19 protein-coding genes, 1 tRNA gene and 1 other RNA gene are annotated in these 22,449 nt (G+C 54.8%); 7 read left to right on the forward strand and 14 right to left on the reverse strand.

Annotated elements, in window-relative coordinates:
* Positions 1 to 28: 28 nt before the first annotated feature.
* From bcsQ to NR201_RS16150, 12 genes are all read right to left on the reverse strand, one after another.
* Positions 29 to 832, reverse strand: a complete 804-nt coding sequence (bcsQ, locus tag NR201_RS16095) for a cellulose biosynthesis protein BcsQ (protein WP_010671647.1) — start codon at positions 830 to 832, stop codon at positions 29 to 31.
* Positions 823 to 1,413: a cellulose biosynthesis protein BcsO gene (gene bcsO, locus NR201_RS16100; protein ID WP_045140905.1), complete on the reverse strand. Its 591-nt coding sequence runs from the start codon at positions 1,411 to 1,413 to the stop codon at positions 823 to 825. The genes bcsQ and bcsO overlap by 10 nt, the downstream gene beginning before the upstream one ends.
* Before the next feature lie 760 nt (positions 1,414 to 2,173).
* Positions 2,174 to 3,196, reverse strand: coding sequence for a dipeptide ABC transporter ATP-binding subunit DppF (gene dppF, locus NR201_RS16105; RefSeq protein WP_010671644.1), 1,023 nt, complete (start codon positions 3,194 to 3,196; stop codon positions 2,174 to 2,176).
* Positions 3,186 to 4,172, reverse strand: a complete 987-nt coding sequence (gene dppD / locus NR201_RS16110) for a dipeptide ABC transporter ATP-binding protein (RefSeq protein WP_010257423.1) — start codon at positions 4,170 to 4,172, stop codon at positions 3,186 to 3,188. Before dppD ends, dppF begins: the two co-directional genes overlap by 11 nt.
* Before the next feature lie 12 nt (positions 4,173 to 4,184).
* Positions 4,185 to 5,087: a dipeptide ABC transporter permease DppC gene (gene dppC / locus NR201_RS16115; RefSeq protein ID WP_010671643.1), complete on the reverse strand. Its 903-nt coding sequence runs from the start codon at positions 5,085 to 5,087 to the stop codon at positions 4,185 to 4,187.
* Positions 5,088 to 5,096: 9 nt separating this feature from the next.
* Positions 5,097 to 6,116: a dipeptide ABC transporter permease DppB gene (gene dppB, locus NR201_RS16120; RefSeq protein WP_010257427.1), complete on the reverse strand. Its 1,020-nt coding sequence runs from the start codon at positions 6,114 to 6,116 to the stop codon at positions 5,097 to 5,099.
* 171 nt (positions 6,117 to 6,287) lie between these two features.
* Positions 6,288 to 7,898: a dipeptide ABC transporter periplasmic-binding protein DppA gene (gene dppA / locus NR201_RS16125; RefSeq protein ID WP_010671642.1), complete on the reverse strand. Its 1,611-nt coding sequence runs from the start codon at positions 7,896 to 7,898 to the stop codon at positions 6,288 to 6,290.
* A 1,145-nt stretch (positions 7,899 to 9,043) separates the two neighbouring features.
* Positions 9,044 to 9,173: non-coding RNA, RtT sRNA (locus tag NR201_RS16130), on the reverse strand.
* A gap of 33 nt (positions 9,174 to 9,206) precedes the next feature.
* Positions 9,207 to 9,283 (reverse strand) — tRNA-Pro (locus NR201_RS16135).
* 125 nt (positions 9,284 to 9,408) lie between these two features.
* Positions 9,409 to 11,100, reverse strand: a complete 1,692-nt coding sequence (gene eptB / locus NR201_RS16140) for a kdo(2)-lipid A phosphoethanolamine 7''-transferase (RefSeq protein WP_010257429.1) — start codon at positions 11,098 to 11,100, stop codon at positions 9,409 to 9,411.
* A 324-nt stretch (positions 11,101 to 11,424) separates the two neighbouring features.
* Positions 11,425 to 11,853 (reverse strand): organic hydroperoxide resistance protein, encoded by a 429-nt coding sequence (locus tag NR201_RS16145; protein ID WP_010257431.1) that lies wholly within the window; start codon positions 11,851 to 11,853, stop codon positions 11,425 to 11,427.
* Between the two features lie 95 nt (positions 11,854 to 11,948).
* Positions 11,949 to 12,413, reverse strand: coding sequence for a MarR family winged helix-turn-helix transcriptional regulator (locus NR201_RS16150; protein ID WP_010671641.1), 465 nt, complete (start codon positions 12,411 to 12,413; stop codon positions 11,949 to 11,951).
* A gap of 62 nt (positions 12,414 to 12,475) precedes the next feature.
* Here NR201_RS16150 and NR201_RS16155 point away from each other — a divergent pair, with 62 nt between their 5' ends.
* Positions 12,476 to 13,069: an HD domain-containing protein gene (locus tag NR201_RS16155; protein WP_010257434.1), complete on the forward strand. Its 594-nt coding sequence runs from the start codon at positions 12,476 to 12,478 to the stop codon at positions 13,067 to 13,069.
* A gap of 41 nt (positions 13,070 to 13,110) precedes the next feature.
* On the opposite strand, the gene NR201_RS16160 is transcribed toward NR201_RS16155, so the two are convergent.
* The gene (locus NR201_RS16160; protein ID WP_010257438.1) at positions 13,111 to 13,407 is read right to left on the reverse strand and encodes an HTH-type transcriptional regulator; all 297 of its coding nucleotides are present in this window, start codon (positions 13,405 to 13,407) and stop codon (positions 13,111 to 13,113) included.
* 734 nt (positions 13,408 to 14,141) lie between these two features.
* Between NR201_RS16160 and NR201_RS16165 the strand changes: the two genes are divergently transcribed.
* The 6 genes from NR201_RS16165 to NR201_RS16190 all read left to right on the forward strand — a co-directional run bounded on the left by NR201_RS16165 (position 14,142) and on the right by NR201_RS16190 (position 21,382).
* Positions 14,142 to 15,740: a gamma-glutamyltransferase family protein gene (locus NR201_RS16165; RefSeq protein ID WP_010671640.1), complete on the forward strand. Its 1,599-nt coding sequence runs from the start codon at positions 14,142 to 14,144 to the stop codon at positions 15,738 to 15,740.
* 237 nt (positions 15,741 to 15,977) lie between these two features.
* Positions 15,978 to 16,694: a DUF3053 domain-containing protein gene (locus NR201_RS16170; protein WP_256849967.1), complete on the forward strand. Its 717-nt coding sequence runs from the start codon at positions 15,978 to 15,980 to the stop codon at positions 16,692 to 16,694.
* Between the two features lie 432 nt (positions 16,695 to 17,126).
* On the forward strand, positions 17,127 to 19,061 hold the full coding sequence (locus NR201_RS16175) for a PTS mannitol transporter subunit IICBA (protein WP_010257448.1): 1,935 nt from the start codon (positions 17,127 to 17,129) through the stop codon (positions 19,059 to 19,061).
* A 96-nt stretch (positions 19,062 to 19,157) separates the two neighbouring features.
* Positions 19,158 to 20,306 (forward strand): mannitol-1-phosphate 5-dehydrogenase, encoded by a 1,149-nt coding sequence (gene mtlD, locus NR201_RS16180; protein ID WP_157354069.1) that lies wholly within the window; start codon positions 19,158 to 19,160, stop codon positions 20,304 to 20,306.
* Between the two features lie 64 nt (positions 20,307 to 20,370).
* Positions 20,371 to 20,916, forward strand: coding sequence for a mannitol operon repressor MtlR (mtlR, locus tag NR201_RS16185; protein WP_171820345.1), 546 nt, complete (start codon positions 20,371 to 20,373; stop codon positions 20,914 to 20,916).
* A 103-nt stretch (positions 20,917 to 21,019) separates the two neighbouring features.
* On the forward strand, positions 21,020 to 21,382 hold the full coding sequence (locus tag NR201_RS16190; protein ID WP_003848030.1) for a YibL family ribosome-associated protein: 363 nt from the start codon (positions 21,020 to 21,022) through the stop codon (positions 21,380 to 21,382).
* A gap of 8 nt (positions 21,383 to 21,390) precedes the next feature.
* Here the strand turns inward: NR201_RS16190 and NR201_RS16195 are convergent, their stop codons facing one another.
* A complete protein-coding gene (locus NR201_RS16195) occupies positions 21,391 to 22,359 on the reverse strand; it encodes a VirK/YbjX family protein (protein WP_022624830.1) in 969 nt (322 codons plus the stop codon).
* Positions 22,360 to 22,449 lie beyond the last annotated feature (90 nt).

Consider the following 22,449-nt stretch of genomic DNA (forward strand, 5'->3'; position numbering starts at 1 on the left):
TGTAAGTCAGTCGCCTGGCAGAAGCCGACTAAAAGTGGTTTGTGCGGATGGGAGCCTGAACTTCGCCATTACCCACGGTGATATTCAGAATGCTGCTGACCCTTTTCGCGATCAGTTCAATATCAAATGCCGCTGCGGAGGCGGGACTGAAATCGTAAACAGACTGCTGCGAAGCATTGGCTTCACCCACACTTTCATCGCGGTGAACCACGCCCAGTAAATTATCGCCCAGGCGCTGCTGCATAAACGCGGTGACATCGCGATTGATATTCCGGCGGTTGTCACACTGGTTAAGGATGAAATAGTGACCCTGCTTATTATTGAGCGGCTTACCGATCATCCGGTTCTCTTCAATCTGCGGTAATAACGATACTGATGCGGTATCGGCTAACATCACTACTAAATGCATATCGGCCAGCGCCGTCATTGCTTTAAGGGCGGGGCCCGGGCCCGGCGGGAAATCAGCCACGATCACCAGACCGGGATAATTGAGCACCGTATCCAGACCGCGCTTAATAAAGTGGGGATCTTTCATCAGGTTCTCTTCGAACCGTTCGCGCTGCGGCTCCGTGACGTCGCCATAGGGCAGCACAAAGATATTACCGCCGGTGGTAAGAATCGACTGGCTCCAGTCCGCCTGCTCTTCTGAGCGCGCCACAAATCCGCGGCCATCATGAAGCGGCACGCCAAAGTGAAGACGCAGTGCATTCTGCACATCAAAATCAATCGCCAGAACTTTGCTACCGGAACGCGCCAGACTCCAGGCCAGATTCGCCGCCAGCGTGGTTTTCCCCACGCCCCCCTTCGGCGAGCACACACAAACTAATGGCATAGCGCAATCTTCTCCAGTAACGGTTTGAGTAAGGTTTCTTTCGGCAGATTAATCTCGCGCGAGCGGAACAGCGCACCAAATCGCCCTGGCTCAGAATGGGTGGCGGTGGGTGCGACGACGGGCTGAAGCTCCGCCACGGTGGCAGGCCGGACCGGCTCAGCACGCAGCATGGTCGCAGGCTCAGCCACGGCCACTTTTTGCAGTGGCGGCGGTGGCGGAAAGAGTGATGAAGGACCGCGTGCAGTCGTGCTGGTTGCTGGCAGGTTACTGCCTGACAGGCTATCGAGAATCGAGGTGCGAGCTGCCATTGCCGGTTGCGCAGTGAGTGCGGCATGTCGTGCCGGTGCCCCAGGCGGTGGAGCCGTAAACTCATCACCACGCAACGGCTGAGGTTGCGGCAGGTCAATACGCTCGCCGCCGCCAAACGGGGTCTGATGTTCTTCTTTCGCCAGCTGGCGAATCAATGCCCATTTACTGTGTTCCGCCGCTTCCTGCGTCTGGCCAGACATATCTTTAAAGTCGATGTCGAGCGTTTGCGTTTTCTCTTTAAAACGCTGCAAATCATCGTAATTATTCTTCATTGGCCATGGCCTGCAACAAGGTGGGAATTTTCCTGGAATATAACACATCCCTTTAATATCAGTCAGAAAAACCTGATTACAAAAAAAGCAATTTCAATCAAATTGTTTAATCATAAAGATTCAATAGTGGCGGAAGAAAGCCTTTTCTGAGTCATTGCCGCTGATAATTAATAAGTAATACTTAAGTTAAATTCATTAGCCCTCTTTTAATAATTTTTCAGAAAATACCCCTCTTACAACCTCTGGCACTGCCAGGCTGACTCCTGTAAACAGCCTTTCAAAGAGCCTTCAGGCTGCCGCAGGCGCAAAAAAATCGCATTTCTGCCATAAGTGATTGAGGCTATTTATCTTTTTTCACTGCAAATATCGCCAGAAGGAAAACAGGTTAAGACTGATAACGGAAAAAGAGGAGGAATAACCAGAAAGTGCTCGCTGACCTGCCAGCAGTGCGGCTTGCAGCTGAGTTGAGATAAAAAAAGGCTCCAGAAAGGAGCCTTCGGCTGGGGAGTTAAGATCGCGAACAGGCTCAGAGGGCATACGCCTTACGCAAAGACGCAAAAGACGCCATCCCTGGCAGGCTCAGCGCGGGCGATTACGCACCTCATCCCTGAGGGGCGCCCGTAGCCGGGCCAACGCGTTGCGTTGTTCAAAAACGCTCCCGGCGTTTTTGTTCGGGGGGCGCAATGTTTTGCTACAGGCCTGTGCTCCCATCGCTTTCAATTTTGTGCGGTCTGTAAACACCAGAATGCGCTGCCAATCCTCAGCTGACCTTTTCTGCCACGCCGACCGGTTGATTCTCATCCTGATCAACCGCGAAGCAGGCAATCTCCTGTCCGCCATAGTTTTTCAGCTTCGGCTGCAACTGCACGCAGGTGCCAAAACGTCGGTGGCAGCGCGCATTAAAGGCGCAGCCCGGCGGTGGATTGAGCGGGCTCGGCAGCTCGCCGGTCAGCTTAATGCGCTCACGACGGTCGTCTGGATTAAGCCGCGGCGTCGCCGACAGCAAAGCCTGGGTATAAGGATGCCGCGGGTTGGCAAAAATCGCCTCTTTACTGCCCTTCTCTACGCACCGGCCGAGATACATCACCATCACCTCATCGGCAATGTGTTCCACCACCGACAAATCGTGCGAGATAAAGACATAAGAAAGCCCCATATCCTGCTGCAGATCCATCATCAGGTTAAGCACCTGGGCACGCACCGACACGTCGAGCGCCGAAACCGGCTCATCGGCAATCAGGACGTCCGGATCGAGCATCAGCCCACGCGCGATGGCGATACGCTGACGCTGCCCGCCTGAGAACATGTGCGGGTAGCGGTCGTAGTGCTCGGTTTTCAGGCCGACTTTTGCCATCATCTCCAGCGTCTTCTCGCGGCGTTCCGCGCGGGTCAGCTGGGTATTAATCACCAGCGGCTCTTCCAGAATCTGGCTTACTTTTTTGCGCGGATTGAGTGAGCCGTACGGGTTCTGGAACACGATCTGGATTTTCTGGCGACGCAGCTTCTGCGCCTGGGGATCATGTTTCAGCAGATCCTGACCGTGCCAGTAAAGCTGCCCTTCGGTCGGGGTTTCAATCATCGTCAGCAGGCGGCCCAGCGTGGATTTCCCACAGCCTGACTCGCCTACCACCGCCAGTGTTTTACCGCGTTCCAGATTAAAAGAGACGCCATCCAGCGCTTTGACCAGACGTTCCTGACCAAACAGCCCCTTCTTCACCGGGTAGTGCTTCTTCAGATCAATCGCCTGCAGCAGGAACTGATCTTTCGTGGTTTCATGACTCATAAGTTGGTCTCCCGGCATCGTCCAGCGGATAGTGACACTTAGACTGGCGTCCTGGAATGGTGCGCAGTTCAGGTTCTTCCTGACGACAAAGGTCAGTCGCATAGGGACAGCGTGGATTAAGCAGACAGCCAATCGGGCGGTCATACTTGCCCGGTACCACGCCAGGCAGCGAGGCCAGGCGTGCTTTATCGGCCGCGAACTCCGGCAGCGCACGCAGCAGCGCCTGCGTATAAGGATGGCGCGGCGCCTTAAAGATATCGGTCGCTTTACCGCTTTCCACCACCTGACCGGCATACATCACGATAATGTGGTGCGCCGCTTCTGCCACTAACGCCAGATCGTGAGTAATCAGGATCAGCGCCATGTTCTCCTGCCGCTGCAACTCCAGCAGCAGTTCGATGATCTGCGCCTGAATAGTCACGTCGAGCGCCGTGGTCGGCTCATCGGCGATTAACAGCTTAGGCCGACAGGCGATCGCCATGGCAATCATCACACGCTGGCTCATGCCGCCCGACAGCTGGTGCGGATAGACATCGAGCCGTGACGCGGGATCGGGAATACCAACCTGATTCAGCAGGTCGATCGCCCGCTGACGCCGGGTGCGTTTATTGCCGCCCTGATGCACCTTGATCGCTTCCATGATCTGGAAACCTACGGTGTAGCAGGGATTCAGGCTGGTCATCGGGTCCTGAAAAATCATCGCCACTTCGGCGCCCACCAGCTGGCGGCGCTCACGTTCGGAGATGTTCTGCAGGTCGCGCTGGTTGAACTCCAGCTTCTCAGCCATCACCTTGCCGGGGAAATCGATCAGCCCCATGATCGCCAGGGAACTCACCGATTTACCAGAGCCGGACTCGCCCACGATACCCACGACCTGGCCCTGCTCAACCTGATAACTGATGCGGTCAACCGCGCGGAACGGTGCTTTATCGTCGCCGAAATGCACCGATAGTTTGTCTACATTTAATAACGCCATCTCGGTGCCTCTTTACTGCTTGAGTTTCGGGTCGAGTGCATCACGCAAACCATCGCCCATCAGGTTAAATGCCAGCACGGTAAGCAGAATGACCAATCCAGGGAAGGTCACTACCCACCAGGCACTTTGCGCATACTGCAGGACGTCGGAGAGCATCGTACCCCACTCCGGCGTTGGCGGTTGCGCACCCATACCGAGAAAGCCCAGCGCCGCCATATCGAGAATGGCGTTGGAGAAACCTAATGAAGCCTGCACGATCAATGGTGCAAGGCAGTTAGGCAGAATATTCACAAACATCTGGCGCAGCATACCGGCACCGGCCACGCCGGAGGCGGTCACATAGTCGCGGTTCACTTCCACCAGCACCGCCGCGCGGGTCAGACGGATATAGTGCGGCAGCGCCACAAAGGTCAGCGCGATAGAGGCGTTAACGATCGAAGGGCCAAAGATGGCGACCAGTACCAGCGCCAGCAGCAGGCTGGGCAGCGCCAGCATGATATCGACGACACGCATGATGATGGCATCGACCACGCCGCCGAGATAACCGGCCAGCAGGCCAAATATCACGCCGAAAATCAGTGACAGCACCACCACCAGGCAGCCAACCAGCAGCGACAGCCGCGCGCCGTACATCAGACGCGACAGCACATCGCGGCCTACATCGTCGGTGCCCAGAATGTAGCTCCAGCTGCCACCTTCCTGCCAGACCGGCGGATGCAGCAGCGCATCGCGGAACTGCTCAGCAGGGGCATGCGGGGCCAGCACATCGGCAAAAATGGCGCACAGCAACACAATGATGATGTAGACCAGGCCCACAACGGCGCCCTTGTTACGTTTAAAGTAGTGCCAGAATTCCTGAAACGGGGTCATCGGCTTGGGTGCAACGGTAACGCTGCCGGGATCAACAACAGACATGATGCCCCCTTATTTCTTATGACGTATGCGCGGGTTAACCACGCCATACAGCAGATCAACCAGCAGGTTGACCACAATAATCAGTACTGCTGTCAGCAGCACCCCGCCCTGCACCACCGGATAGTCACGGCGCTGCAACGCTTCAATCAGCCAGCGACCCAGGCCCGGCCACGAGAAGATGGTTTCGGTCAGAATCGCCCCGGCCAGCAAGGTGCCGACCTGCAGGCCAATCACCGTAACCACCGGCAGCATGGCGTTTCGCAGCGCATGCACTACGATCACGCGCATCCGCGTCAGGCCTTTGGCACGCGCAGTACGGATGTAATCTTCACCCAGCACTTCGAGCATCGCCGATCGCGTCATTCGCACAATCACCGCCAGCGGAATGGTGCCGAGCACGATGGCAGGCAGAATCATGTGCATCACCGCATCGTGGAAGTCGCCCGGCTCACCCCAGAAGAAGGTATCGATCAGCATAAAGCCGGTCAGCGGCATGGTGTCATCCAGGAAGACGGTGTCGCCGACCCGCCCGGAAACCGGCGTCAGGTTGAGCTGTACCGAGACCAGCATGATCAGCATGATGCCCCACCAGAAGATCGGCATGGAGTAGCCGGTCAGTGAGATCCCTACGGCGGTGTGATCGAAAATCGACCCCCGCTTCACGGCGGCCATGACCCCAACCGGGATACCAATGGCCACGGCAAATATCATGGCGCAGATGCCGAGTTCCAGCGTCGCTTTGAAGCGCGGAACAAACTCATCCCAGACCGGGATGCGGCTCTTAAGTGAAATGCCCAGGTCGCCATGTAATACGCCGTTAATGTAGTTCAGGTACTGTTTCCACAGCGGCTGATCCAGACCTAACAGCGCCATTAACTGTGCATGGCGTTCAGGAGAAATACCGCGTTCGCCCGCCATGATCAGTACCGGATCGCCGGGGATCATGTGAACAAATGCGAAGGTGAGTAATGTAATACCGATAAACGTTGGGATGACAAGGCCCAGACGTCGGAGTATGAACTGCAGCATAATCCGGGTTCTCTCTTGTCCGCGCGACCGTCGCCGCGAGGGTAGTTATTGCTTACATCTGACGATCGGGTAGGCCCGACCGCGACGCAGACAGGCTGCGCCTCTACCGTTTCCAGTAAAACAGGGAGATAAAGCCGGGGCGACGCGCAGCCACCCCGGAAAAGGCGACAATTATTCTTTAATGTCTACCTGAGCAAAGTAGTGTCCGCCCAGCGGATCGACTTTGTACCCGGAGACTTTCTTGCTGACCGGTTCGTATACCGTTGAGTGCGCGATCATCAGCGCCGGTACCTGGTCATGCATCACAACCTGTGCCTGCTTGTAGTACTCGATGCGCTTCGCCTGATCGGCGGTGGCGCGAGCTGGCTGAATCTGATCCTCAAAGGATTTATCACACCAGCGCGAGTAGTTAGAGCCATCTTTTGCCGCTGAACAGCTGAACAGGGTGGCCAGGAAGTTATCCGGATCCCCATTGTCGCCGGTCCAGCCCATCATGACGGTCTGGTGCTCGCCTGCTTTGGCGCGCTTCAGATATTCGCCCCACTCGTAGGTGACGATTTTGGCTTTGACGCCAATCTTCGCCCAGTCGCTCTGGATCATCTCAGCCATGCGGCGCGCATTCGGGTTGTAAGGACGCTGAACCGGCATCGCCCACAGGTCGATTGAGAAACCATCTGCCATGCCCGCTTCTTTCAGCAGCGCTTTGGCTTTCTCAGGATCGTAGGCGTAGTCTTTCACGTCGTCGTTATAGCCCCACATCGTTGGTGGGATCAGGTTTTTAGCAGGCTGACCTGCACCCTGATAAACGGCTTCGATAATCGCCTTTTTGTTGACCGCCATGGTCAGTGCCTGACGCACTTTCAGGTTATCCAGCGGTTTTTTCTCAACGTTGTACGACAGATAGCCGACGTTCAGGCCAGCCTGCTCATACAGGTTGATGTTTTTGTCCTGCTTCATACGCGCGATGTCAGCCGGGTTTGGATAGGGCATGACCTGACATTCGCCCTTCTGCAGCTTGGCGTAACGCACTGAAGCATCCGGGGTAATGGAGAAGACTAAGCGATCGATTTTCGGCTTGGTGCCCCAGTAATCCGGGTTAGCTTTGTAAAGGATGCGCGAATCTTTCTGGTACTGCAGCAGCTGGAACGGACCGGTACCGACCGGATTCAGGTCGACGTTTTGCGGGGTGCCCGCTTTCAGCATGTTGTCAGCGTACTCTTTCGACAGAATCGAGGCGAAGTCCATGCCAAGGTCAGCAAGGAACGGCGATTCAGGACGCGTCAGCACAAAGCGCACGGTGTTCTCGTCCACTTTTTCAATTTTGCTGATCAGCTTCGGCATGTCCATGCCTTCGAAATATTCGTAGCTGCCGCCGGAGACGCCGTGATAGGCGTTGTTTTTATCCAGCTGGCGTTCAAAGGTGAACACCACATCATCCGCATTGAAGTCGCGCGTCGGTTTGAAATCTTTGGTGGTCTGCCACTTCACGCCTTTGCGCAGGTGGAAGGTGTAAGTTTTACCGTCTTCACTGACATCCCACTTCTCTGCCAGCGCAGCGTGCAGTTCGGTGGTGCCGATAGTGAACTCAACCAGTCGGTTGTAGATCTGACGTGAGCTGGCATCGTAGGTGGTGCCCGAGGTGAACAACTGCGGGTTAAAGCCTTCCGGAGAACCTTCAGAACAGTAAACCAGGGTTTTTGCCTGAACACCGGCGGCGACAGTCATAGCAATCAGGCTCAGACCGACCTTCAGCATCCCGGATTTAGCCAGGGAGTTGATCATGCTTTTGCTCCATTGTGATGTGATGTTGTGTGTATTGCCCGACCTCTGATTTTTTTATGCGGTTCAGGCGTACCACCGAACAGGTGGTTAAAGCACGCTACGTTTTTTTTGTTTTTTCTTATGCAGATGGTGCATTCAGAAAATTCCGTAACTGTGCGTTTATTGACGCATCAATTTGTCAACAGTTGCAAAGAACGTCAATACAACGGTTACTTATTTACACAGAGTGTGAGGGATAGCATGCAACGGTAATAAAAACCCTTTCGGCCTAAAAGCCATACAATGCACAGCGCTACTGGTCTGATTTCCGTGCATTGTGCTGGATGGTTGTTCTATCGCTAGTGATTCTCACCGCTAAAAAACTTAAAACTTTTACCGGCAAATGTTGAATAACTGAACGATTCACCGTGCGTTATGACGTTCATCCAGCGGAATATGCTGGTAAAGAAGCATAAGAAATCAGCATGTTGCCGCTTTCGGTCATAAGAAGAATGTGTCGCGAATTATGATCGCATCTCTTATATGGCAAGGCCTGCCAGCGGGTAAGTGATGATAACAACGGCTGGTAAACAGAATGCGCGGTGGATGGGGTTTACTGGAACTTTCTGGAAGGTGACAGCTGAGGTTTGGATCTGTCAGCCGTCTGAGGCTCCCAAATAAGTACCTGATGCGTCTGCCAGACGTGAAGCGAAGGGAGCATACGCCTGGAGCAAAGCATCGCGGGCCAGGGATGGCCTGCGTTGAGCCTGCCAGGGATGGCGTTTTTGCGTCTTTGCGGAAGGCGTATGCTCCCTGAAGCCCACTCAGCGGTAATAATGTGAATGCTTAGCGGTCAGATCGAGACTGCTTCGGGAACACGGCCAGATCGGAAAGGCGCTTAAACCATCCATGGACGCTCGGCCCACGCCGTCCATGGCGTGGGACGCTTTCCTCCTCTGCCCGTGTTCCCTTCGCCTTAAGATTGTTGATTGCTGTCAGCGTCACTCTGGTTTGGATCTGTCAGCTGTCTGAGATGCTTCTGTAAGTACCTGATGCGTCTGCCTGGCGTATGCTCCCTGAAGCCCGCTCAACGGTAAATCCGTACCTTTCATCCACTTTTCTTCAGACGAAAAAAAACCTGTCTTTTCAGACAGGTTTCTTAAATATGGTCGGCGAGAGAGGATGACTCTGCTCTGCGAGCAGCGCCCTTCGGGCCGTTGCTGAAGCAACGTTGTCTCGCTACGCTCGGCTCAAACCTCCTTCGGAGGTTCTCATCCTCTTTTCTTCAGACGAAAAAAAACCTGTCTTTTCAGACAGGTTTCTTAAATATGGTCGGCGAGAGAGGATTCGAACCTCCGACCCACTGGTCCCAAACCAGTTGCGCTACCAAGCTGCGCTACTCGCCGATGGGGGCGCATGTTACTGCTACCCCCGATCAGCGTCAACCGCTTTTTATGCTTTTGCCGCCAATCGCCTGGAAAGCACGCGGTTACCGGGAATCAGCCGCCTGCTTTACCCTTTTCGACCACTATTACAGCGGTTTAGCCTGACCATTACCCGGTGCCTGACACCAGTTGTTGGCCGGGTTAATACCGCCATCTGGCGAGGTGTAACCCAGACAACCCAGGATGGTATCGAACAGCTCAACGTGGCGATGGGTCCGGCCCACACGCTGCTGCGCCTGCAGACGCTCAAAGTTGCTGCGGTTCTGACTGTCTTCCAGATACTTATCTGACGCCCAGACCATCATCGGCACCCGGAACTGCTCAGGCGGAGCCATCTCACGCGGCGTGCCGTGCAGATGCATATTCTCGCTAATCGACTCACCATGGTCGGCGGCATAGAAGACAATCGCCTTCTTATCACGCAGCTGATCCAGCACGCTATCCAGCATGCTATCGACATACAGCACCGAGTTGTCATAAGCGTTGATCAACTGCGCTTTGCTGCAGGTCTCATCCACGCCCATACACTCCGGCTGATATTTCGCGAAGCTGCGCGGATAACGCTGTGAATAGAGGTAGTGCGAACCTTTGGTGTGCAACACAATCAGATGCTTACCTTTCGGGAAACGATCCAGTGACGCTTTCATCTCCGGCACCAGCAGCATGTCATCCACCGCTTTGCCCTGATTACGCTTCTCTGAACCGATCTGCTCACGGAAGGCAAAATTGTTGGCATTGATGTTGTCGTAGAACCAGACTTCGCTCTGCATCGCAAACAGCTCAGAGGTGAAGCCCAGCTCTTTCATCACCGCAAACACATTCTGCTCTTTCAGCGTACGGCCCGGATTATCCATGGTGCCGCCTTCGCGCACGAACATGCAGCGCAGTGACAACTTAGTCGCGGTATCACAGGACTCGCCCCGGAATGCCACCAGGTTCTTCTCTTTCGACAGCTTCGGCGTAGTGTCACGCTCATAGCCCAGCATCCCCATGTGATCCCAGCGCGTGGTTTCGCCAATCACAAACACCACATAGGTATCATCAAGCCCGGCAGGCGCGACGTAGGTAAACTTCTTCGCCGGATCCAGCAGCTCCTGGCTGTTCAGCGACTCATCCACACGGGTCCAGGCAAACAGGCCCACAGCCGCCAGCCAGTTCGAAGGAAGATAAGAGTGCGCCACCACACCGCCGTAACTCGGCAGATCGATGTTAGTGATCTCTTCGTTATGCTTCTGCAGCTTGTCGAAAAACCGAATCGGCAGCCAGACCAGCGCCACGCAGAGCAGCATGATCAGGGTGGGTTTCAGGCGCTGTCCCGGCGTACGCAGCTGTTCATTCAGCGTCATGCTCAGCTTATTGCGCCAGATCATCAGCAGTGGCAGCGCGCTGACCAGCACCATCCACAGGATGAAATGGTAACCAATCACCTCTTTAGAGAGATCGGTGTCAGTCGTCATCACCGAAGCCACAATGCCGTAGCCGATCACCACGTTAAAAAACGCCATGTAATAGGCGGCGGCAACCGAAATCAGCACAATCAGCGTGGCCAGCACGCGATAAAACCACTTTCCTCCCAGCGACAGCAGACGCATCAGGAAGAAAGTCAGCACCACAATGGCCACTACCTCGGTGACGGCAGTCAGCCAGTTCGTAACCGTAGAGTGCCTGAGAAAACCGTCAAAACGACGATAGAAAATCGGCAAATTCAATAAGATACCGAGATAGAGCGCCAGCAAGAGCGATAACTTCTGCTGAGTCAGGGTTTTAATGTAATTCATGAAAAAAGGTGTTTCTCCGGTGTGAAGCGCTTGACCAAATCTTTTATGTGACTGCCGAAACGCGGCAGAGTTCGCTGAATAAGCGGACCGGACAAGATGAAGGAAAATTCTGAACGGATTTACAGGCTATAATGCGAGGTGGCTCAGTAAAACATGGTCGCGTTTGATAGACCAGAAAATAATCGTTGTCGACCTGATTAGCACATTTTTTGTACACATCGAACAGGAACGGCCAGGTGGGCTGTCGCAGCAGACAGCAGCAGGAGAGCGAAAATGAGAGAGGGAAAAAAGTGCGGGCCTGATAGTTTCAGGCCCGCAGCACGCTTAGCGAATAATGTTCAGCGTGACATCGATGTTGTTGCGGGTGGCGTTTGAGTAAGGACAAACGATGTGTGCCGCATCAACCAGCTTCTGCGCTTCTGCTTCATCCATCTCTGGCAGATGAATGTTCAGGGTCGCTTCAATACCAAAGCCATCAGGGATAGGGCCGATACCCACTTCACCTTCGATCCAGGCGTCTTTTGGCATGGTGATTTTGTCACGGCCCGCCACAAACTTCATCGCGCCCAGGAAGCAGGCAGAATAGCCCGCAGCAAACAGCTGCTCCGGGTTAGTCACTTCGCCGCCTGCACCGCCCATCTCTTTTGGCACGCCCAGTTTCACGTCCAGTACACCGTCAGAAGAGGTTGCACGACCATCACGACCACCGGTTGCTTTGGCTTTGGCGCGGTAAACCACTTGTTCTAAAGACATGACATTTCTCCGTTACGCTATTTAATCGCCCACTACTTATACAGCCGTAATCAGGCGGTGAGGTTTAACGGGTGCCGCGCACCCGTCAGCAATATTTATCGTGACTTATTCAGGTTATCTCGCAACCCATCCAGCTGTAATTTCAGCGCCAGCAGAGCGTCATCATCACAGGCTGTGGCACACTTAACCGCTTCAGGAATGGCTTCAGCCCTGGCCCGTAACGCCTGCCCGGCTTCGGTCAGCGTCACCGCAACCTGGCGTTCATCCTGACGGGTTCGCTGCCGGTTAATCAGGCCTGCACTTTCCAGTCGCTTCAGAAGTGGCGTTAATGTTGCCGAGTCTAAAAAAAGCTGCTCGCCAATCTCTGACACCGTGACATCATCTTTCTGCCACAACACCAGCATGACCAGATATTGAGGATAGGTGATGTCGAGCTGGCTCAGCAACTGACGATAGACTTTATTCATCGCCAGGTTGGCAGAATAAAGCGCAAAGCAGAGGTGCTGATCGACCAACAGTGGCATCGTTTTCACTTTTTTGTCATCTTGATCACAGTTCATGGTTAATAATATAGATAGCGCGCTAGATAATTGCAAGCAAACTTTTTGTCAGGGGGAAAGGCATGCAGGATTCACTGGAAGAACAGGCGCGTCGCTTCGCCACCGAGGCACATGCCAGTGCCGGTCAGCGGCGCAAATATACCGATGAGCCTTATATTGTTCATCCGGCAGCGGTGGTGGAACTGGTGCGCAGCGTCAGCCATGACGACGCGTTGTTAGCGGCAGCCTGGCTGCACGATACCGTAGAAGATACCGCAACCACACAGAGCGATATCGAAACCCACTTTGGTACGCGCGTGGCAAGCCTGGTAGAGATGCTGACCAACAGCGCACCCGCTGGGGCAAAAAATCGCACGGCCCGTAAACTGGCGCACTTCCGCCATACAGCCAGCGCCAGTCCTGAGGCACAAACCATCAAACTGGCTGACATCATCGATAACACCCGCGCGATTGTGCGTTTTGATCCCGACTTTGCGCGGGTCTACCTGGTTGAAAAGCAGATACAGATTGAGTTGCTGAAGCAGGGAGATGCGCAGTTATGGCAGCAGGCTTCAATGATTATTGAAAGCGGACTCGCACAGTTGCGGGAGCCGCCCTATAGCGTGCCGGAGAGCTGGTTTGCCAGACAGGCGGCTAAATACAGCGAATTGCGCTAATAAAAAACCCGCCAGCGGCGGGTTCTTTTCGTGATATCAGTTTATTCAAGCAACTGCCGTCCCAGATAGGGATTGGCATGTAATAACTTCATCAATTTCTGCGCCGTCGCGGAAGGACGGGTACGCCGGGCTTCCCAGCTTTTCACGGAAGAAACGCTCACGCCCATTACTTTTGCAAACTCATCAACCTGCATGCCGGTCATTTCACGCAGACGCTGCGGCTCTGGCTGGGCGGGTTGCTGACGCTGAATAAGTAACTCGGCGGCGCGATCATCACGTGTCAAAACAATCTGCTCAAGGCTGCTGAGCAATTCAAACATCGGGTCTTTTAATTCCATAGAGAACTCCTTAAAAACTCGCTATGAAGCACGTGAAAGTAGAGAGGTACGAGCCTGAAGTCAGGACTCTGAAACCGGGCCTGTTTCAGGCTGGATCCCGCAAGGGTTTATTTTTGTTATGAGAGAAACCATTACGGGACACAGCCTGCGGTGCACTGCTTTAAAGATGTCAGGTCAATGCAACAAATGCCGGGAGACTAAGTATGGATAGAGACCTGACTATTTGCCGCGCAATTTATAATTATTTTTTTAACTATGGTTTGCCGGAAAAGTTCCAGCACCTCTAACCTGCTGAGGCAGTTGAGTTTTGTGCCTTCGGTGTGGGCAGAAAAATCAAATGGTGTTTGCTATTTATGTGGATGCCATCAAGCTTTTTGCTGGCATATTCTCATTTCTGTGAGGCAATACACCTCTTCAGGTAGTGATTGCAAAATATACGCCAATGGTTTACTTCCTGAACACATATATTCACTGATCTTATTAAATTAAGAATAGTCCTGGTTGGGGCCTGAGGCCTGGCGCGCGGCGGCTCACAGTGCAGAGCGGGTAGATCTTTTATTCTTAACGGCGCTCTGTCGCCAGATTAATCAACAGTCATCTTAACGAAACGGCTGGCGCCTCATGCCGGTGCAGTTACCCGGCAACTATCGACCTGATGCGCGGTAAAAGTGCAGCCCCGTGATAACGCACTGACGACGGGCAAAACCCATACCTGACCTCTGTAAGGAAAAGCGATGCGAGAAACAGATTTTAACGTCGGATACCCTTCTCATCGTGTACCGATGATGGGTCGTAATGCCGTCGCAACCTCTCAACCGCTGGCGGCGCAGGCGGGTTTACGGATGCTGCAACAGGGTGGAAACGCCGTGGATGCGGCTATCGCCACCGCCATCGCCTTAACCGTGCTGGAGCCAACCGGAAACGGCATCGGCAGCGATGCGTTTGCCATTGTCTGGGATGGCAGCGAGCTGCATGGGTTAAATGCCTCAGGCCGATCGCCAGCCGCGTGGCATCCCGAACGCTTTGCCGATTTTAGTGCGATGCCTGAAACCGGCTGGGAATCCGTCACCGTGCCAGGGGCCGTCTCGGCATGGGTCACACTGGCACAGCGCTTTGGTACCTTACCGCTGACCACCCTCGCACAACCGGCAATTGACTATGCGCGCGACGGCTTTCCGGTTTCACCGCTGATTGGTCAGCTGTGGCAGCGCGGCTATGACAAGCTGCGGGATCAACCTGGCTTTAGCGACTGCTTTGCGCCGCAGGGTCGTCCGCCGCGTGCTGGCGAGCTGTTCCGCAATCCGGCTCAGGCCCGCACCTTGCAGGAAATCGCTGAGACTCAGGGCGAAAGCTTTTACCGCGGCGCACTGGCGCAAAAGATGACAGCCTTCGCCCGTGAGCATGGCGCAGCCCTGACGCTGGAGGATTTGAAAAACCATCGTGCCGACTGGGTTACCCTGCTGTCGCGTCCGTTTGCCGGAGGATCGGTGCAGGAGCTGCCGCCGAATGGTCAGGGCATTGCGACCTTAATTGCACTTGGCATTCTGGAAGAGTGGGAAATCAACCGCTATGCACCGGATTCGCCGCAGTGGCTGCATCTCTCCATCGAGGCGATGAAACTGGCGCTGGTTGATCTGGACCGTTATGTCACCGATGAAGATCACCTCGAATTTCCGGCGGAACACCTGCTCAGCAACGACTATATCCGCCAGCGGGCAGCGTTAATTGATCCTGACAAGGCGGGAGATTTCCGCTTTGGATCACCGCAGCAAAGCGGCACAGTGTATGTCGCCGCCGGTGATGCCAGCGGCATGATGGTCTCATTCATTCAGTCTAACTACATGGGATTTGGCTCCGGCGTGGTGGTACCCGATACCGGCATCAGCCTGCAGAACCGGGGCGCGGGCTTTTCACTCGATCCAGACCATCCCAACGTCGTGGCGGGCGGTAAGCGGCCATTTCATACCATCATTCCGGCCTTTGCGCGGGATCAGCAGGGCCAGCCGCTGATGGCGTTTGGCGTGATGGGCGGCCCGATGCAGGCGCAGGGACACCTCCAGCTGGCGCTGCGCATTATGCTGCACCAGCAGAATCCGCAGGCCGCGATTGATGCGCCGCGCTGGCGCGTGGTGCAGGGACGCGAGGTGGTATTTGAATCAACCCTCGATCGCAATACCCTGAGCACACTGCGCCGCATGGGTCACAACGTGGTACTGGAAGATCCCCTGAGTAATTACAATTTTGGTGGCGCGCAGGCGATAGTGCGCGATCCGCAGGGCTTCTACATTGCGGCCAGTGAGAGTCGCAAAGATGGTCAGGCGGTGGTGTTTTAAGGTCGCGGCAGTGAGCGTCAGACTGCTCAGCCCCTCCTTCATCTCTGCGCGCTGAAGCCTGCGATGGCAGGGAATGCAGCACGCCCTGAGGCGCAGGCGGTCCCATTCTGTAACCGGCGTTTCAGAAAGCATCTGTTTCACAGGTGGTTTCACGTTGTGCCGTGGCTCGGGTTTGTTCTATTCTTTAGGCCATTCCTACCTGGACATCTGACAGTATCACCGACAGGAGTTGACCCTATGGCTTCAGGACTTAAACGCCTTATGGCACGTGGCGGCATTATGCTCGCTGGCGCGCTGATCGTGCTGCAACTCACCGCATGCGGTGATAAAGAAGGCGAGCAGCGCAAAGCATTTATCGATTTTCTCCAGAACACTGTGATGCGCAGCGGCGAGCATCTGCCCAGCCTCAGCGAAAACCAGAAGCAGAGCTTTGGCAACTTCGCCAGCGATTACGCCATTATGTATGGCTTCTCGCAGCAGGCGAACAAAGCGGTTGAACAGGGTATGCGTCCGGTGGTGGATGAGCTTTCTGCCATTCGCGTTCCGCAGGATTATCTCAGCCGTCGTGATTCCCTGCGTCAGGCGACCAGCGCACTGGTGATCGTCACCCAGCAGATTGAAAGCGCCAAAATGCAGGCGGACAGCAGCAAGGCGACCCTGAAGCAGCCGGATGACCTGAAAAAAGTCTACGACACCGCCTATAACAAAGTGGTGACGGTGCCTGCCAATCAGCTGATTCCTCTGCTGCCAAAACTCCAGGCGCTGAGCCAGGGTGCAGTGCAGACCGGCGATTTCCTGCAAACGCAGGGAACCCGTGTCAGCTTCAATGATGGCGGCGTGCAGTTCCCGACTCAGGATCAGGCTTCGCAATATAACGCGCTGATGAGCACTTTATCCGCCAATTCGCAGGCGCTTGCTCAGGCACAGGCTGCCGTCCAGGGTGGTCTGCAGTAAACCCGCCTTACGGGCAGATGCTAATCGTCTGCCCGTCCCACTCTCTTTTCTCCTCCCACCCAATCACCCGCTGAATGAAGTGTGATCTGGCGCATTTTCGACCAAAAATAGTTTGTGATCTAAGTCACAGATATATAACAAATCAACGTCAAACAAGTGTGATTCACCTCACAGATAACCGGCCACCCCGTCTAAAAATCAGCCAACTGAGCCTGAGCTACGCTTTAAAGTGTGATCAAAATCACGCTAATCACCCCTGCCACCACCCTTAATCAGTGATGTAGATCACACTTACCCCGCACGCTACGCAGCGTCAAATTCGCGTGATAGAGTCCGCGTGCATACAGTAATACCACCGGCTTTGGGTCGGGGTGGCTAAACAAAAACAAGCGCGCTCTCCTATTGCAGCGCGTCTCAATAAGGGGTGGGTTTATGTCCTCATCAGTGAAGGTCAAAGTACAAAGCTTTGGTCGCTTTCTGAGTAATATGGTGATGCCAAACATCGGGGCGTTTATCGCCTGGGGTATCATCACCGCACTGTTTATTCCAACTGGCTGGATCCCTAACGAAACGCTGGCCAAACTGGTTGGCCCGATGATCACCTACCTGCTGCCACTGCTGATCGGTTTCACCGGTGGGCGTCTGGTGGGCGGCGATCGCGGCGGCGTGGTCGGTGCCATTACCACCATGGGTGTGATTGTCGGTGCGGATATGCCGATGTTCCTCGGTGCGATGATTGCTGGTCCGCTGGGCGGCTGGGCAATCAAGTCGTTTGACCGGGCGATTGACGGCAAAATCAAAAGCGGCTTCGAGATGCTGGTCAACAACTTCTCGGCCGGTATTATCGGGATGATACTGGCACTGCTGGCGTTCCTGGCGATCGGTCCGCTGGTAGAAGGTCTGTCACACATTCTCGCCGCGGGCGTGAATCTGATGGTGCAGAACAACCTGCTGCCACTGACCTCAATCTTCGTCGAACCCGCGAAAATCCTGTTCCTGAACAACGCCATTAACCACGGTATCTTCTCGCCGCTTGGTATCCAGCAGGCTAGTGAAGCCGGCAAATCCATTTTCTTCCTGATCGAAGCCAACCCGGGTCCGGGTATGGGCGTGCTGATGGCCTATATGTTCTTTGGTCGTGGCAGTGCTAAACAGTCTGCGGGCGGTGCGGCAATCATCCACTTCCTTGGCGGCATTCATGAGATCTACTTCCCGTATGTGCTGATGGCTCCTCGCCTGCTGCTGGCGGTTATCCTTGGCGGTATGACCGGCGTCTTCACGCTGACGGTGCTGAACGGTGGCCTGGTCTCTCCTGCCTCACCGGGTTCAATCCTGGCGGTACTGGCAATGACGCCAAAAGGGGCCTACTTCGCGAACATCGCCGCTATCGCTGCGGCCTTCGCCGTCTCCTTCGTGGTGTCCGCTATCTTGCTGAAAACCAGCAAAGTCAAAGAAGATGACGATATCGAAGCCGCGACCCAGCGCATGCATGAGATGAAAGCGCAGTCTAAAGGCCAGAGCGGCGCGGGTGCCCCAGTCGCCAGCGATGCCATGAGCGTTGAACTGCATCACGTGCGTAAAATCATCGTCGCCTGTGATGCCGGTATGGGTTCCAGCGCGATGGGTGCAGGCGTACTGCGTAAGAAAGTGCAGGACGCCGGGCTGAGCAATGTGTCGGTGACCAATACCGCGATCAACGCCCTGCCGGGTGATGTCGATCTGGTGATTACCCACCGTGACCTGACTGAGCGCGCCATCCGCCAGGCTCCGCATGCGCAGCATATCTCGCTGAACAACTTCCTCGACAGCGCGCTCTACAGCACCCTGACCGAGCGTCTGGTGGCGGCTAACCGTAGCGACGTGCATCGTCAAACGGTGAATACCGCGCTCTCTGACAGCTACGATGAAGGCAACGCACACCTGTTTAAACTGGGTGCGGATAACGTCTTCCTCGGCCTGACCGCCAGTAACAAAGAGCAGGCGATTCGCTTTGCGGGTGAACAGCTGGTGAAAGGCGGTTACGTTGAGCCTGAATACGTTGAGGCGATGCTGGCGCGTGAAAAACTGACGCCGACCTATCTCGGTGAGTCGATTGCCGTGCCGCACGGTACGGTCGAAGCGAAAGATCGCGTGCTGAAAACCGGCGTGGTGTTCTGTCAGTATCCGGCAGGCGTCCTGTTCGGTGAAGAGCCGGACGATGTGGCGCGCCTGGTGATTGGTATTGCTGCCCGTAACAACGAGCACATCCAGGTGATCACCAGCCTGACCAATGCGCTGGATGATGACAGCGTGATTGAGAAGCTGGCGAACACCACCAGCGTGCAGGAAGTGCTGGATCTGCTGTCAGGTAAGCCTGCAATCGCGTAATTTATAGCAATTATTTTCCCTGGGGCGGTCATGCCCGTCCCGATTTCCTGGGGCGGGTTTGCCCGCCCCATCGTCATTTGATATGGGTCAAAAATTATGAAAGCGTTACATTTCGGAGCAGGAAACATTGGTCGCGGCTTTATCGGCAAGTTACTGGCTGATGCAGGTATCGAACTGGTTTTTGCTGATGTGAATCAGACGGTGCTGGATGCACTGAACGCGCGTCATGAGTATCCCGTTCATGTGGTTGGCGAGCAGGCCAAAACAGAAACCGTTAAAGGCGTCAGCGCGGTAAACAGCACCAGCGATGAGATCATCACCCTGGTTTCTGAAGTCGATCTCGTTACCACCGCCGTGGGCCCGCAGATTCTGGAGCGTATTGCCGGCAGTGTGGCTAAAGGGCTGGAAAAACGCAGCGACAACGGCAATACCCGCCCGCTAAATATTATCGCCTGTGAGAATATGGTGCGCGGCACCAGCCAGCTGAAACAGCATGTGCTGAAGGCGCTGCCGGAGCAGTATCACGCCTGGCTGGAGCAGCATGTCGGCTTTGTGGATTCTGCTGTCGATCGCATCGTGCCACCGTCTGAAGCGGGCAGCACCGATCCGCTGGAAGTGACCGTTGAAACCTTCAGCGAATGGATCGTCGATAAAACTCAGTTTAAAGGCGACCTGCCTGCGATTCCGGGTATGGAACTGACCGATAACCTGATGGCATTTGTTGAGCGTAAACTCTTCACACTGAACACCGGTCACGCGATTACCGCCTATCTTGGCCAGCTGGCCGGTCACCAGACCATTCGTGACGCCATCCTCGATGAAAAAATCCGGGCCGTGGTGAAAGGGGCGATGGAAGAGAGCGGCGCGGTGCTGATTAAGCGCTACGGTTTTGAGGCGGATAAACATGCGGCCTACATCCAGAAAATACTGGGCCGTTTTGAGAACCCTTATCTGAAAGATGATGTTGAGCGTGTGGGTCGTCAGCCGCTGCGTAAACTCAGCGCGGGCGATCGCCTGATCAAGCCGACGCTGGGCACGCTGGAGTATGGTTTACCGCACGCCAGCCTGGTACAGGGCATTGCCGCCGCGATGCACTATCGCAGCGACCAGGACCCACAGGCGCAGGAGCTGGCCACGCTGCTGGCAGAAAAAGGCCCACAGGCGACGCTGGCTGAGGTTTCAGGTCTGGATGCTGACAGCGAAGTGGTGGCTTCGGTGGTGAGCGCCTGGCACGCTATGGCATAATGCGCGCGTGTTAGTGACGCAAGCCGGGCGCAGTTCGCCTGCGCCCAACGGCGGTATTGAACCCATGCAGGCAATAATGGAAGAGAAGCAGGCTTTTGAAAACCGGGTGCTTGAGCGCCTGAACGCCGGTCGTTCGGTGAGAAGCTTTCTGATCGCCGCCGTTGAGCTATTGGCTGAAGCCGTCAATCTGCTGGTGCTGCAGGTCTTCCGTAAAGATGACTACGCGGTGAAATATGCCGTAGAACCGCTGCTGCTGGGCGATGGTCCTTTGGGTGAACTCTCGGTTCGCCTGAAGCTGATTTACGGTCTTGGCGTTATCAGCCGGCACGAATATGAAGATGGTGAACTGCTGCTGGCGCTGCGCGAAGAGCTGAATCACGACAGCGGTGATTATCGTTTTACCGACGATGAGATCCTTGGCCCGTTTGGTGAACTGCACTGCGTCACCGCCTGGCCGCCCGCGCCGGTGTTTCACACCGAAGATGCAGAGCTGCGCAGCATGCAGCAGCAGCGCTATCTGCAGATGGTGCGATCCACCATGGTCCTGTCGCTAACCGAGCTGATTGCCCGCATCAGTATGAAGCAGGCGTTTAAAAAGTCCGGCAGCTAATCCTGTCAGGCGCCATCACGGCGCCTTTTTCGTCTTAACCTGAGCGGGAATATGCGCCACATTTGGTGTATCCTTTGCCTGTTTTCCTCAACGAGTTGTTGTCATGAAAGAGCAAGAAAAGAACGAAATCAAACTTCTCAGCGATAAGCTGGACGCATTGAACCGCAAAGAGCCGCAGTTACTGGAATCGGGTGATGTCGAGAAACTGGGCGCGTTGCTGAAAGAGAAAGAAGCGCTGGTCATTGAGATTGAGCGTCTGCGCGGTCAGCGGGTTGAAAAACTCAGTGCCGAGGCGCAGAAGCTGCAAAAAATGGGCTTCAGCCGCGAAATTACCAAGAAAGAGCAGGCAAATCTGGGCGCGCTGAAGAAAAGCGTGCGCGGCCTGGTCGTGGTGCATCCGATGACCGCGCTGGGACGTGAGATGGGGCTGACAGCAATGACCGGCTTCGCCAAAACCGCATTCTGACGGGTCGATCAGGCAGCAGCCTGATCGACATCGGCTTTGCGTTCGCCGGCGGCGGCATAGACCTGCTCCGCCAGCGCATCCAGCAGTTCATAGCGGCGACGATATTCAGCCCGCTTCTTACTGGCAATCTCCTCCAGCGTTTTGCGCGGCAGACTCAGCGGCAGGATAAACATCCCATCCCTGCGCGCCTCGCCACTCAGCGACAACCAGAATTCACTGTAGCTGGCAAAGAACTTATCCCCCTTGCTGTGGCGATAACGCAGGCTGCGGAAGACATGAGTCTCATCGCCTACCGCCAGAATATTCTCCACGCCGCACTGCTTCGCCACAATAAATACCGCTTCCATTAACAGGCGTTTCGGAAAGAGACCCTGCGCCGCTTTGGTCGCCTCGCGGATCACCTCATTATTGATATGTTTTCGCGGACCCTGTAATCCGCCAATTAATAATGTGCGCTGGTTATTTTCATTGAGAATTGAAAATGAAAGTGAAGCAATAATTTCGTCGTTATAACGTAATACCAGCGTCACTTCCCCTTCCCGATCGAAATAACCGGAACTGCAGGAAAGTAAAAAGGATTCGCCATTTTTACCGGTCAGCGTAGCCAGCGGATTATCCGTGGCGCTTTGCAGCAGCTGACGCAGCGCAGGGTTTTCCAGATTATTCATCAGACTGTAATGATCAAGTATCGCCTGCGCGCGCGCAGCAATGCTCAACCCTGAGCGGAGATAGGGCCGGTGCAGCTTGGCTGGCAGCAATCCCTGAGTACTCATCAACAGAGGGAGTTGCGGTAAATGCGACAGCTCATCCAGATAACGCAGCGTAGTCAGCGGTGATATTAAGGTTCTTAACACAAATTTCAGCCGGAAACGTTTACTTATCCAGAGTTTATTCGGAACGTATTTTCCGCTAATTAACTGAAAAAAAAGCGATGCAGAAGAATCGGTCGTAGTTTCATGAGTAGTTATAATTGACATAGTCATCGACACACAGTGAGCAGGAATGTCACTGAGCATAAGACAACGAGTATCAACGGCGTGTTAATGTGGCAGAAGGTTAAAAGCGCG

The sequence above is a fragment of the Pantoea sp. Fr-CA_6 genome (assembly GCF_024520895.1).
GTDB classification, from domain to species: Bacteria; Pseudomonadota; Gammaproteobacteria; order Enterobacterales; family Enterobacteriaceae; genus Pantoea; species Pantoea agglomerans.

Coding starts and splice junctions, on each gene's coding strand:
- bcsQ (WP_010671647.1), bottom strand. CDS start 832: ATGCCATTAGTTTGTGTGTGCTCGCCGAAGGGGGGCGTGGGGAAAACC.
- bcsO (WP_045140905.1), bottom strand. CDS start 1,413: ATGAAGAATAATTACGATGATTTGCAGCGTTTTAAAGAGAAAACGCAA.
- dppF (WP_010671644.1), bottom strand. CDS start 3,196: ATGAGTCATGAAACCACGAAAGATCAGTTCCTGCTGCAGGCGATTGAT.
- dppD (WP_010257423.1), bottom strand. CDS start 4,172: ATGGCGTTATTAAATGTAGACAAACTATCGGTGCATTTCGGCGACGAT.
- dppC (WP_010671643.1), bottom strand. CDS start 5,087: ATGTCTGTTGTTGATCCCGGCAGCGTTACCGTTGCACCCAAGCCGATG.
- dppB (WP_010257427.1), bottom strand. CDS start 6,116: ATGCTGCAGTTCATACTCCGACGTCTGGGCCTTGTCATCCCAACGTTT.
- dppA (WP_010671642.1), bottom strand. CDS start 7,898: ATGATCAACTCCCTGGCTAAATCCGGGATGCTGAAGGTCGGTCTGAGC.
- eptB (WP_010257429.1), bottom strand. CDS start 11,100: ATGAATTACATTAAAACCCTGACTCAGCAGAAGTTATCGCTCTTGCTG.
- NR201_RS16145 (WP_010257431.1), bottom strand. CDS start 11,853: ATGTCTTTAGAACAAGTGGTTTACCGCGCCAAAGCCAAAGCAACCGGT.
- NR201_RS16150 (WP_010671641.1), bottom strand. CDS start 12,413: ATGAACTGTGATCAAGATGACAAAAAAGTGAAAACGATGCCACTGTTG.
- NR201_RS16155 (WP_010257434.1), top strand. CDS start 12,476: ATGCAGGATTCACTGGAAGAACAGGCGCGTCGCTTCGCCACCGAGGCA.
- NR201_RS16160 (WP_010257438.1), bottom strand. CDS start 13,407: ATGGAATTAAAAGACCCGATGTTTGAATTGCTCAGCAGCCTTGAGCAG.
- NR201_RS16165 (WP_010671640.1), top strand. CDS start 14,142: ATGCGAGAAACAGATTTTAACGTCGGATACCCTTCTCATCGTGTACCG.
- NR201_RS16170 (WP_256849967.1), top strand. CDS start 15,978: ATGGCTTCAGGACTTAAACGCCTTATGGCACGTGGCGGCATTATGCTC.
- NR201_RS16175 (WP_010257448.1), top strand. CDS start 17,127: ATGTCCTCATCAGTGAAGGTCAAAGTACAAAGCTTTGGTCGCTTTCTG.
- mtlD (WP_157354069.1), top strand. CDS start 19,158: ATGAAAGCGTTACATTTCGGAGCAGGAAACATTGGTCGCGGCTTTATC.
- mtlR (WP_171820345.1), top strand. CDS start 20,371: ATGCAGGCAATAATGGAAGAGAAGCAGGCTTTTGAAAACCGGGTGCTT.
- NR201_RS16190 (WP_003848030.1), top strand. CDS start 21,020: ATGAAAGAGCAAGAAAAGAACGAAATCAAACTTCTCAGCGATAAGCTG.
- NR201_RS16195 (WP_022624830.1), bottom strand. CDS start 22,359: ATGTCAATTATAACTACTCATGAAACTACGACCGATTCTTCTGCATCG.